Annotated in this window: 10 protein-coding genes; 4 read left to right on the top strand and 6 right to left on the bottom strand. The window is 70.2% G+C overall.

What is annotated here, in order from left to right; translation table 11 throughout:
- The first annotated feature begins 382 nt into the window (after positions 1-382).
- A complete protein-coding gene (locus G3I78_RS30065; protein WP_164430202.1) occupies positions 383-1,342 on the top strand; it encodes an alpha/beta hydrolase in 960 nt (319 codons plus the stop codon).
- A 135-nt stretch (positions 1,343-1,477) separates the two neighbouring features.
- Here the strand turns inward: G3I78_RS30065 and G3I78_RS30060 are convergent, their stop codons facing one another.
- The 5 genes from G3I78_RS30060 to G3I78_RS30035 all read right to left on the bottom strand — a co-directional run bounded on the left by G3I78_RS30060 (position 1,478) and on the right by G3I78_RS30035 (position 8,207).
- Positions 1,478-3,991: an ABC transporter permease gene (locus G3I78_RS30060; RefSeq protein WP_164430200.1), complete on the bottom strand. Its 2,514-nt coding sequence runs from the start codon at positions 3,989-3,991 to the stop codon at positions 1,478-1,480.
- 344 nt (positions 3,992-4,335) lie between these two features.
- Positions 4,336-5,103, bottom strand: a complete 768-nt coding sequence (locus G3I78_RS30055) for an ABC transporter ATP-binding protein (RefSeq protein ID WP_164430198.1) — start codon at positions 5,101-5,103, stop codon at positions 4,336-4,338.
- A gap of 517 nt (positions 5,104-5,620) precedes the next feature.
- A complete protein-coding gene (locus G3I78_RS30050; RefSeq protein WP_164430196.1) occupies positions 5,621-6,760 on the bottom strand; it encodes a methyltransferase domain-containing protein in 1,140 nt (379 codons plus the stop codon).
- Positions 6,761-6,770: 10 nt separating this feature from the next.
- Complete coding sequence (locus G3I78_RS30045) at positions 6,771-7,643, bottom strand: radical SAM protein (protein ID WP_164430194.1); 873 nt, start codon at positions 7,641-7,643, stop codon at positions 6,771-6,773.
- Between the two features lie 324 nt (positions 7,644-7,967).
- A complete protein-coding gene (locus G3I78_RS30035; RefSeq protein WP_203615700.1) occupies positions 7,968-8,207 on the bottom strand; it encodes a hypothetical protein in 240 nt (79 codons plus the stop codon).
- A gap of 139 nt (positions 8,208-8,346) precedes the next feature.
- Here G3I78_RS30035 and G3I78_RS30030 point away from each other — a divergent pair, with 139 nt between their 5' ends.
- Positions 8,347-9,144 (top strand): helix-turn-helix transcriptional regulator, encoded by a 798-nt coding sequence (locus G3I78_RS30030; protein ID WP_164430190.1) that lies wholly within the window; start codon positions 8,347-8,349, stop codon positions 9,142-9,144.
- Complete coding sequence (locus tag G3I78_RS30025) at positions 9,137-9,349, top strand: DUF397 domain-containing protein (RefSeq protein ID WP_164430188.1); 213 nt, start codon at positions 9,137-9,139, stop codon at positions 9,347-9,349. The genes G3I78_RS30030 and G3I78_RS30025 overlap by 8 nt, the downstream gene beginning before the upstream one ends.
- 93 nt (positions 9,350-9,442) lie before the next feature.
- Here the strand turns inward: G3I78_RS30025 and G3I78_RS30020 are convergent, their stop codons facing one another.
- Positions 9,443-10,834 (bottom strand): cystathionine beta-synthase, encoded by a 1,392-nt coding sequence (locus G3I78_RS30020; protein ID WP_164430186.1) that lies wholly within the window; start codon positions 10,832-10,834, stop codon positions 9,443-9,445.
- Between the two features lie 161 nt (positions 10,835-10,995).
- On the opposite strand from G3I78_RS30020, the gene G3I78_RS30015 reads away from it, so the two are divergent.
- Entirely contained in the window at positions 10,996-12,024 is a 1,029-nt protein-coding gene (locus G3I78_RS30015; RefSeq protein ID WP_164430184.1) for an SGNH/GDSL hydrolase family protein, read from the top strand.
- The last annotated feature ends 7 nt before the right edge of the window (positions 12,025-12,031 follow it).

The raw sequence follows: 12,031 nt of genomic DNA, 5'->3' as shown, positions 1-12,031 counted from the left end.
TGCCCGCCGTTGGCTCCCACGAACCCGGCAGCACTTGCGCACCTGCTACTAACGCGCTTTAGTGACACGGGATCGACGTCCGCCTCTCTCGGGACGAGGACCACACCCCTACGTCACGTACGCCTGCTCGACGAACCCGGGACGACGGGCGGCTGAGCCTCCTCACCGCCGAAGTCGGCATCAAGCCGTCCGCATTCACGTACGTCCGTCCGGTCGCGGAAGAGGGGGTGCTGCCCGTGCTGCCGGTTCGGGCGGCGACCGCAGCTGACCGAACGGACCGTCCGCCACGGCCGGGCGCGGGTGAGGGACGGTCGGCGAGGCGCCCCGCTCAACGGCTGTGCCCCCTCGCGAAATTCGTCCGCCGCACCCCCAAGGAGCCCCTGTGACCCACCCGGAAGCCACCGCCTCCGTGCCCGTAGCGCGGCAGCAGCCCAGTCTCGCCATGCGGCTCGCCGGCGCGGTGCTCAGCCTGCGCGCACGCCGCAAGGAAGGCAGGCCCGCCGACCTGGCCGCGGACCGCCGGCTGCTGCGACGGCTCGCGGCCCTGGCCCGCCCGCCCCGAGGCGTGCGGCTGACCCAGGAGGCGATCGCGGGCGTCCCCGTGCTTCGCGCGTCGTCCGGGGCGCGGGCCCGCGGTACCGTCCTCTACCTGCACGGCGGGGCCTACATGGCCGGCAGCGCCCGGGACGGCGTCAACGCCGCCCATCTGTCCGCCGACGGCGGTCCCGACCTGGTCAGCGTCGAGTACCGGCTCGCACCCGAGCACCCGTACCCCGCCGCGGTGGAGGACGCGTTGGCCGTCTATCGCGAACTCGTCCGCGATGCCGGACCCGATCGACTGGTCGTCGTCGGCGAGTCGGCCGGCGGCGGCCTCGCGCTGGTCCTCCTGCAGAAGGCGCGCGAGGAGGGGTTGCCGATGCCGGCCGCCGTGGTGCCCGTCTTCCCCTGGGTGGACCTGTCTCCCGATGGCGCGAACACCACGGCGAACATCGGACGCGACATGCTCACCCGCTCCCACCTGCTGAAGGCAGCGGGTTGGTACGCCGGCGGGCGTGACCCGCGCGATCCCGGAGTGTCACCCTTGTTCGGATCGTTCCGCGACTTCCCGCGCGCCTATGTCGCGGTGGGCCGGCACGACCTCCTGCTCGACGACGCGCGACAGCTGGTGACGCGGATGCGCGCCGAGGGCGTCCCCGTCGTCCTCGACGAGTGGCCAGGAACGATCCACGGCTTCCTCCAGGTGCCCTCGGCCGAGCGCAGGCAATGCCGTCGGCGGATTCGGGCCTTCGCACTTGAGGCGCTTCCCGTGGTGACACCCGTGGCGGGTGCGGAATGTTCGTAGACCTTTCGCACCTGGGCCGTTGAGGCCCTGCCCGGACCTTTCGCACTGGGCCGTTGAGGCCCTGCCCGCCATTCGACCGTACGGCGTTCGGCCGCGGACACGGTATGCCTGCGGCCGTACGGCGTTCCGCTCCGGCTACTCGGACTTGATGGCGGTGAGCATGTTCAGCCGGGCCGCGCTGCGGGCGGGCCACAGTGCGGCCAGCAGCCCTACCAGCGCCGCGAGCAGCAGGAACAGCCCGAACCGTCCCCACGGGAGCACCAGGGCGTAGCCGGGGATGTCCGCCTTCGTCAGCTCGCAAAAGGCCCAGCCCAGGAAGGAGCCGAGCCCGATGCCGATCACCGCTCCGAAGACGGCGATGACCACGGCCTCCAGCTGGATCATCCGTGTCACGCCCCGCCGGTCGAGCCCGACGGCGCGCAGCATGCCGACCTCCCGCTGCCGCTCGAAGACCGACATCGCGAGGGTGTTCACCACCCCCAGCACCGCGATGACCAGGGAGATCGCGAGCAGTGCGTACAGGACGTCCAGCACGGTGTCGAAGGCTCCGCTGAGCTCGTCGCGGATGTCCTGCCGGTCATCGACCCTGGTCCCCGGGCGTCCGGCGAGGGCGTCGGCGAGTGCCTTCTCGTCGGTGCTGCCGTCCGTGGTGACGTAGATCTTCGAGAGGAAGGCGTCGGTGGTGTCCGGTGCGATCACGTCCGTGGAGACGACGACCGGCCGGACGACCTCGTTGGAGGCGAAGACGGCGCCGACGGTGAGCCGGTGGCTCTTGCCCGAGTCCTCGTACACCGCCAACAGGGTGTCCCCCACCTTCCAGCCGTGGGACCGCGCTTCGTCCTCGGCGACAGCGATCTGCCCCTTCGCGAGGGTGCCCTGCGAGCCGGAGACCACCGGGAGGCGGAGGGTCTTGTCGAAGTCCGCCGGGGTGACGGCGGAGACGTCCTCCTGGACGCCGTCGAGTCGCATCCAGGCGGGCTGCTCGGGCGACACCGCCCGGACGCCGGGGACCTTGCGCAGGGCGGCGCCCGCCGAGGCGTCCAGGCGCGCTCCATCGGCCGTGACCATGTAGTCGGCCTTGACGATGTCCGTGGTCATCCTGTCCGTGGAGTGCCCGAGGGTGACGCCGAGCACGGTCAGCGCGCTGACCAGGGTGAGTCCGATGGCGAGCGCCGAGGCGGTGGCACCGGTACGGCGCGGGCTGCGCACGGCGTTCTGGCCCGCGAGGACGCCGGAGACCCCGAAACCGCGCCGCAGCAGGGGCCGTACGACCGCGATCACGGGCCGGGACAGCAACGGGATCAGCACGATGACACCCGTCGCCGCGAGCAGGGCTCCGAACCCGACGACCGCCCCGCCTCCGGAACCGGCGGTCCCGGTACCCGCGACGACGACAGCCGCGCCGAGCAGGGTGGCGACGGCGCCGAGGGAGTTCCGCAGGATCAGGGACCTGGTCGTGGCCGGCAGATGTGCGCTGCCGATGGCCGCGACCGGCGGGATCTTCGCGGCCCGACGGGCCGGCAGCCAGGCGGCCAGCATGGTGACCAGGACACCGACCACGGCCGCGACCAGGACGGTCGTCGACGTGACGATCAGCGGTCCGTCGGGGGTCCCGCCGTCGAACTCGACCGTGGCGCGGGCCACGGCGGCCAGGACCGCGCCGAGCCCGAGCCCCGCGGCCGAGCCGACCGCGCCGACCACCATCGCCTCGATCAGCACGGACCGGGTGACCTGTGGGCGGGAGGCGCCGACCGCACGCAGCAGAGCGAGTTCCCGGGTGCGCTGGGCGGCCAGCATGGTGAAGGTGTTGGCGATCAGGAAGACGCTGACGAAGAGCGCGACGCCGGCGAAGGCGAACAGGATCCCACCGAGCAGTGTGGCGTCTCCCTCCACCAACTTGGCGTTCTCGTCGGCGAGTTGCCGACCTGTCTCGGCCTTCGCGGAGTCGGGAAGCACCTTGCCGACGGCGGCGGCGAGCCCGGTGCTCGAAACGCCGGGGGCGGCGGTGACGGTGAGGGTCTCGAAGAAGCCCGGCCGGAGGAAGAGCCGCTGCGCGGACGGCGTGTCGAACAGCACCAGGCTGCCGCCCGATGCCACCGAGGTGTCCTCGGTGGTGAAGACGCCGGAGAGCTCGTACCTCTTCGCCGGACCCTTGAGTGCCACGGACACCCTGTCGCCGACGCGGTAACCGCCCTTGTCGGCGGTGTCCTTGTCGAGCGCGATCTGTCCGGGCCCGGTGGGTCCGGAGCCGTCGGTGAACGCGTAGAGCGGGTCCTTGCCGTCCTTGCCCGGCGCGAAGTTGGCGCCCGAGTTGAACAGCCCACTGGCGATGAGCCCGCCGTCCCTGTCGGCGACATAGGCGAGCCCGTCGACCCGTCCGACGGCGCCGGCGACCCCGCGCAGTCGGGTGACCTCGTCGAGCGTCTTCCGGCTGATGCCCGGGGAGTCGCCGACGTAGTCGGTGTTCTCCTCGACCTGGACATCGACGTGGGCGTAGCTCTTGGCCGTCTGGCTGGTGGCGGCGTTCTTGTAGGTGTCGGTGAAGATCAGGGTGCCGGAGACGAACGCGACGCCGAGCATGACGGCGAGCACGGTCATCAGCAGCCTGGCCTTGTGCGCGAGGACGTTGCGCAGGGCTGTGCGGAACATGGTGGTGTGGTCCTGGTGGGGTCGGGGGGAGGGTGGGGGCCGGGTAGGGAGTGGGGGTCGGGTAGGGGGTGGGGGGCCGGTTCGGCCGACTCGGTTCGTACGGCTCGGCTCGACCGGGCTCGGTAGCGGCTGGGCTCGGCTCGGGCCGGGCTCGATTCGGGCCAGGTCCAGCTCAGGCCGGGCCCAGCTCGGCACAGGCCGGACTCGGCTCGACCGGACTCGGTAGCGGCTGGGCTCGATTCGGGGCAGGCCCAGCTCGACTCAGGCCGGACTCGATTCGGGCCGGACTCGGCTCAGGCCAAGCCCAGCTCGGCTCGACCGGACTCAATGCGGCAGAACTCAGCTCAGGTCGTCCGGAACCTCGTGTCGAAGGACTTCATGAGATCGAGGACCCCGTCCGCGGTGGGCTCGTACATCTCGTCGACGATTCGCCCGTCGGCGAGGAAGACGACCCGGTCCGCGTAGGCGGCGGCGACCGGATCATGGGTGACCATGACGACGGTCTGGCCCAGCTCCCGTACCGAGTCACGCAGAAACCCGAGGACCTCGGCCCCCGCACGTGAGTCCAGGTTTCCCGTCGGCTCGTCCCCGAAGACGATGTCCGGCCTGGAGGCCAGCGCCCGGGCGACGGCGACCCGCTGCTGCTGGCCGCCGGAGAGCTGGGCGGGACGGTGGCCGAGCCGGTCGGACAGGCCGACCATCTGGATGACGGTGTCCAGCCACTCCTTGTCCGGCGTCCGGCCCGCGATGTCCATCGGGAGCGTGATGTTCTCCAGCGCCGTGAGGGTCGGCAGCAGGTTGAACGCCTGGAAGATGAAACCGACCTTGTCCCGGCGGAGCTTGGTGAGCTGCCTGTCCGTCAGCGACCCCAGTTCGACGTCACCGACGCGCACCGAGCCGGAGGAGAAGGAGTCCAGCCCGGCGACACAGTGCATCAGCGTGGACTTGCCGGACCCGGAGGGCCCCATGATCGCCGTGAACTGCGACTGGCCGAAGCCGACACTGACCTGGTCGAGGGCGACCACCCGGGTGTCACCCTGCCCGTAGACCTTGGAGAGCTGTGTGGCGCGGGCGGCCACAGTGAGGGGGCCGGTGGGCGAGGCGGTGGTCACGGGTACGACTCCGATCGACGGCGGAAGCAGTGCGGGACGTGGGCCTCGCCGGCGGACACAGACCGCCGAAGACAGCACGTGGACACGGGAGTTCAGGCCCACCCCGCTGAGGACTTCTCCATCGTCCGGTTCTCGCCGGTCCTGCGGATCAGCTGAATTGCCGACGCTCCGGGGCTGACGCGGGAGGCGGTTCCGTGAGACTCAGGTATGCCGTCGCGTCAGCTCCCGGGATGACACCCGGCAAAAACCGCGCTGGGAAACAGCCCGCAGTGGGTTGCCGTGGGGCTGCCGCCCCTCACCGACAAGGCGTGCGGGGCATGCCCCCGGACGCCGGGACGCAGCTCGTTTCTGGCCGTTCGGCCGAGGCGGGGAGTCGGTTTCGGGGCGTCGTCCTCTTCCGGGACACATGGCAGACCGCCCGCCGCATCACGCTGCACCATGACGAGGCCCCAGCGCTGTCCGCCCCTGACGCGAGCAGTGGCGAGCACTTGTTCAGATAGGGGGAATCAACCGGGTATCAGTCACCGAGGGTCGCCGACCACTTGCCGCGCGACAGCCGGCACACTCCGTCCGGCGTGATCTCCAGACGGCTGCCGTACAGCGGGAGTCCGCCCTCTGCGTTGAGGCGGTGGCGAATCCGTTCCAGTTGGCTCCACAACCGCTGCGGGCCGCCCTGGTGGACCTCCGGCGGGTCCAGCCATTCGGCGGACGCGCGAGCCCATGAGCCGTCCGCATGCGCCAAGCAGGACGTCCGGCGCCGTCCGTTCTCCGTGTAGTCCAACTCGACGCCCGGTGTCGTGATCTCCAGCATGGAGCGCAGTTCCCACGCGGCAGCCACGTCGAGGACGGGATACCGGCCCAGGGTCACTTCCTCGCCCTCCGCCTCCCGTGCAGTCGCGAGCAGCGCTTCGGGCCCGGGGTCGTAATCGGCTCCGTGCCGGGTCTTCATGAAGCCCGCCCAGTCCCGCTCGACCTGCCCTGTCACCCTGCCGTCCTCGGTCTTCCACCCGGTGAGGATCAGCGACGTGTTGGCGAGCGTGGTCACCAGGCGCCCGCCCGGTCGCAGAGCGCTCAGCACGGGGACCAGCCCAGGCCCTGGTTCCAGAGCCACGGTCGCGATGATCCGGTCGTACGTGCCAGGGATGGCCCGTGTGGCATCCATCGCGAAGAACTGCGGGTGCAGGTCCATGCGTGCCAGACGGCTTGCCGCCGCCTCGGTCAGGTAGCGGTCGACATCCAGGCTCGTCACATGCCGGTCCCCCAGGCGCCGAGCCGCGTACGCGGTCAGGCCGCCCGCGCCGGTACCGAGGTCGAGCAGGTCCAGGCCCTCAGCAAGCCGTGCGTGCCGCAGGAAGCGAACCACCAGGCTGGGCAACGTCGCCGACGACGTCGGCAGCCCGTGCGGCCGGTCGTCGGCGCGCGCGTGGTCGGCATGAACTCCGCCGACGCTCGTGACCAGGGACCTGTCGGCGTACGCGGCAGCCGACCAGCCATCCGGGTCTGACGGGCCGTCGCGCAGCTTCCATCCACCGTCCGCGCGCTCCCACCAGCAAGGTACGAGTTCGTGCCGCGGAGTGCTCGCCACCGGCTGACGCCAGCGGGAGACCGGGTCGGTCACCTCGTCGGCAAGTCGCACCGCGTACTGCTCCCAGTCCACGCCGCTCCTCCTAGTCGTCGTACGCGGGGTTGCACGCCTCGGTGTTCGCCGGGTCGCAGTCCCCCGAGTCGTCCGGCGTACAGGCGAACCCCGAGCGGGGCGGGATACTCGCGATCGTCTCCGACCACGTGGGGCTCCCCAGGATGTCAGCCAGGCGCCGCTCCCGGACGTTGCCGGTGGGCAGGAACCGCGACAGCACGCAGCCGGACAGATCACCGTCCGGCAGCACGGCCGCTCGTCCCCGCCCGCAGTTCCCGCACAGTTCGTCGACAGTCGGCGTCTGTCCCGGAAGAGCACTCCGCCCGACCGCCCGCGCTCGGTCTGTCTGGATCTGCGCGACACCCATGGAGCGCAACTCCGCACGCGCCTGGTTGACGCGCTGGCCCGGCAGGACGGCGACGATCCCGACCCGTACGACGATGGCGCGCACGAGGGCTTCACGGATGTTGGACCGGGTCCGCGCATAGCTGCCCGCCCGGCCTGTGATCTTGTCGTGTTCCGCAGGGTCGTCGCTGTAGTAACTCGTTCCGAGCGTGACACCGTCCCGCTCGAACACCGGCCACCACTCGTCCCGCACGTGGAAGAGGTTGCTGTAGATCTGGACGCGCAGCCCCAGCGACAGAGCCAGGTCCGTGTACTCGATCCAGTACGGGTTGACCGTCGGCTCGCCTCCGATCAACTGCACCTGGGGAATCCCCAGCGCCGCAGCATCGACGATGACCGCCCGCCAGTCCGCAGGCGTCATGTTCCCGTGCGAGGCTTGCGGACTGGACTCCGACAGGCAGTGCGTGCAGGTGAGTTGGCACTTTCCCGTGATCTCCAGTTCAAGCACGTTGATCCCCGCGAAGGGCTTCGACACCGGGGCTTCGGTGACTGTGGTCATGGGCTGTACTCCTCATCAGTCTTGCTTGTCAGGGGGGAAGGAGTCCGCCTCCGCCGAGTTGTAGAGGGGCGTCACCGGCGAAGGCGGCGCATCACGAATGCCGCCAGGTACGCCACGGGCGGGTGATAACTTCCCGAAACGTGTGGTGTGACGGGTTCCGGCCGGAGTGCGACAGCGCCCAGTCCTGCGAGTCAGCGAAGTCCACCGTGGCCGCCGAGGCTTCCTCACACACCGCGCACTGCATCCTGTACGTGGTCGGCTTCGCATCCGGCTCGCGGTCCGGGGTGAGCGTCCATGTCTCCAAACGGATCACCGATCGCGCGGTCACCCGCCCTGCCCCGCTCGGGCATTGGCTGCCTTGACGCCCGCACTGAGCCGTTCTGAAGGAGTGGCCGGACGAATCTGCGCAGGGTCGGCCTCCCACTCACGGCCACCGCCCACCGGCCGCAGCATGGCGTACGGACCGGCCTTGTCCCGGTACTCGCCGACCTTTCTGGACGCCGGGTCGTAGACGACAGCCCCGGGCTCCAGAGGTGCCGCTCCTGACTCCGCCTGCCGTGCCATATCCCACTCCGTACGCATCGGTGCCCGACCGTTCGCAGTCGGGCAATCACGTTGTGTACGACCAACGTTCAACGGCAGGGTGGAGGGCCGCCAGTAGGTACCGGGTGACAACTGATTTGTCGCAAGGGAGAGTTAACCCATGGGCAGTGCATACGGTGATTGGTTAAAGCAGCAGCGCGAAGCGGCGGGGTTTACCCAACAACAGTTGGCCGACGTCGCAGTGATGACGCGCTCCCACATCTCGCACATCGAAGCAGGGCGGCGCATCCCGACAAAGGAAGACGCGCAACGGCTCGACAAGGCTCTGAACACTGGAAACGTGCTGTCCAACTTCCTTCCGAAGAAGGACGACAGAGCCATCGCAGACCACTTCGAAGCGGCTCACGCGTTCGAGCAACAGGCCACGATGATTCGCGAATTCGCGTTGTCGTACATGCCCGGCATCCTTCAGACCAAGAGGTACGCGGATGCCGTTCTGCGGGCGGGCTTCCCTCCATTGAGCGAGGAAGAGCGTGACAGGAGGGTTGTCACACGGCTTGAACGTTCCGGGATTCTCGACGACCCGGTGACGCCTGTGGTGTGGGCGCTGCTCGACGAGGCGGTGTTGCGCAGGCCAGTCGGGGCGCCGGACATCATGGCGGAGCAAATCATGCATGTGGTCGATCTGGTCGAGGCAGGGCGTGTACGTGTACACGTGATGCCGTTCGGTCTGGGTGCTCATCCGCTGCTGATGAGCATGGTCACGCTGATGTGGTTCGAGGACCAGCCGCCGGTGGCCTACGTCGAGGGGCTGCACACAGGCAAGGTGCACGACGCCCCCGCCATGGTCGAACGGATTCAGGGTGCCTACGATCTCGCTCTAGGCGATGCACTGCCGCTGAAGGAGTCACTTGCCCTGCTGAGGGCGACAGCGAAGGATTACGGACACCATGACTGAGCACATCATTGCGGACGCTTCCACGCTGAACGGCTGGCGCAAGTCGTCCTACAGCGGATCCGACTCGGGCAGTTGCGTCGAGGTACTGGACAGCTACCCGTCCGGTGTTCCCGTCCGTGACTCCAAGACCCCCCAGGGCCCCGCGCTGGTCTTCGGCGCCGAGCACTGGAGTGCCTTTGTCGCCGGAGTGAAGTCAGGCCTCTGACAGCGAGCACGACACAGCCCCCGGCAGATCCCTCGTGCCGGGGGCTCGGTCATGTCCGGTGCGGCTCCCGCCGCAGTCGGGGCCGGTACCGGATCAGTGGCGGCTCGTCGTCGCCAGGAAGGACAGCAGGTCCTGGCGGCTGATGACGCCCGTGGGCTTGCCCTCGACGAGGACGATGGCCGCGTCCGCCGTGCCCAGGACCGTCATCAGGTCGGCGACCGGTTCGCCGGAGCCGACCTGGGGCAGGGGGGCCGACATGTGCTTCTCCAGGGGGTCGCCCAGGGAGGCCCGCTGGGTGAACAGCGCGTCCAGCAGCTCGCGTTCGACGACCGAGCCGACGACCTCCGCGGCCATGACGTCCGGGTGACCGGCGCCCGGCTTGACGATCGGCATCTGCGAGACGCCGTACTCGCGCAGGACCTCGATGGCCTCGCCGACGGTCTCGTCCGGGTGCATGTGCACGAGGGACGGGATGGCGCCGTGCACCTTGTCGTTCAGGACGTCGGCGACGCGGGCGCTGGGGCCCTCGTCCTCCAGGAAGCCGTAGTCCGCCATCCACTCGTCGTTGAAGATCTTCGAGAGGTACCCGCGCCCGCTGTCGGGGAGCAGGACGACCACCACGCCGTTCTCGTCGAGGCGTTCGGCGACCCGGAGCGCCGCGACGACGGCCATGCCGCAGGAGCCGCCCACCAGCAGGCCCTCCTCCTTGGCGAGGCGGCGGGTCATCTGGAAGGAGTCCTTGTCGGAGACCGCGACGATCTCGTCGGCGACCGTGCGGTCGTAGGCGGTCGGCCAGAAGTCCTCGCCGACGCCCTCGACGAGATACGGCCGTCCCGAGCCGCCGGAGTACACCGAGCCCTCGGGGTCGGCGCCGACGACCTGGACCTGGCCGTCGCTCGCGTCCTTCAGGTAGCGCCCGGTGCCGGAGATGGTGCCGCCGGTGCCGACGCCCGCGACGAAGTGGGTGATCTTCCCCTCCGTCTGCTCCCACAGCTCGGGGCCGGTGGAGTGGTAGTGGGAGAGCGGGTTGTTGGGGTTGGAGTACTGGTCGGGCTTCCAGGCCCCCGGGGTCTCCCGGACCAGCCGGTCGGAGACGTTGTAGTACGAGTCCGGGTGCTCGGGGTCGACGGCGGTCGGGCAGACGACCACTTCCGCCCCGTACGCCCGCAGGACGTTGATCTTGTCCGTGCTCACCTTGTCGGGGCACACGAAGATGCAGTGGTACCCCTTCTGCTGCGCCACGATGGCGAGCCCGACGCCGGTGTTCCCGCTGGTCGGCTCGACGATGGTGCCCCCGGGCTTCAGCGCGCCGCTCTCCTCCGCCGCCTCGATCATGCGCAGCGCGATGCGGTCCTTCACGGAGCCGCCGGGGTTGAAGTACTCGACCTTGGCCAGGACGGTCGCCCGGATGCCCTTGGTCACGCTGTTGAGCCTCACCAGCGGGGTGTTGCCGACGAGGCTGATCATCGAGTCGTGGAATTGCACCGTTGTCTCCGGATGCTGCAAAAGAAGTGGTCGTAGTGGTTCCGCCAGCCTATGGCCTGATCGGGCGCCATGACGGCCGTTCACTCCTCGATGGGATTGGGCCACGGTCCGTGCGGGGCAAGGAGTGGGTGTAGCGGGTACGACGGAGGTGGCGGCGACGTATGACGAGCATGTCGAGGGCGAGGGTGGCCCGACGGATCGCGGCCGGCGCGGCGTACGGCGGCGGCGGGATCGGTCTGGTCGGCACGGCGGCCGTGGGTCTGTTGCTGGCGGAGGTGCGGCTGGCGAGACGGCAGGTGAGCAACGGCTCGACGCCGCACGTCCCGCAGGCCGAGGGCCGGTACGGCCATGCCTACGCGCTGCCCGGCGAACCTGCCCTGCGGCTGGTGATGCTGGGCGACTCCACGGCCGCGGGCCAGGGAGTGCACCGGGCGGGCCAGACGCCGGGCGCGTTGCTGGCCGCGGGGCTGGCGGCGGTGGCGGAGCGTCCGGTGGAGTTCCGTAACGTCGCCCTGCCCGGGGCGACCTCGGACGACCTGGACCGCCAGGTGGCGCTGACCCTCGCGGACCCCGGCCGGGTGCCCGACATCTGCGTGATCATGATCGGCGCGAACGACGTCACCCACCGGATGCCGGCCACGCGCTCGGTCCGGCACCTCTCCTCGGCGGTACGACGGCTGCGCACGGCCGGTGCCGAGGTGGTCGTCGGCACCTGCCCCGACCTGGGCACCATCGAGCCGGTCCAGCAGCCGCTGCGGTGGCTGGCCCGCAGGGCCTCGCGGCAGCTGGCGGCGGCCCAGACGATCGGCGTGGTGGAGCAGGGCGGCCGCACGGTGTCCCTGGGCGACCTGCTGGGCCCGGAGTTCGCGGCGAACCCGCGCGAGCTGTTCGGCCCGGACCACTACCACCCCTCCGCGGAGGGGTACGCGACGGCGGCCATGGCGGTCCTGCCCACGGTCTGCGCGGCCCTGAGCCTGTGGCCGGCCGACGAGGAACGCCCGGACGTCTCCCGCCGCGAGGGCTTCCTGCCGGTGGCGAGGGCGGCGGCGGAAGCGGCCTCGGAGGCGGGCACGGAGGTCGCGGCGGCGATGCCGACGGGTCCGACCGGGCCGTGGGCCCTGCTCAAGCGGAGGCGCAGGCGGCGGGTCAAGGCGACCGAGCCGTCACCCACCAGCCCGTCCGGCGTGTGAGGACGAG

It is taken from the genome of Streptomyces sp. SID13726 (assembly GCF_010548375.1).
GTDB lineage: Bacteria > Actinomycetota > Actinomycetes > Streptomycetales > Streptomycetaceae > Streptomyces.
The sequence above is the reverse complement of the archived record's forward strand: the minus strand, read 5'-3'. Positions and strand labels throughout refer to the sequence as shown.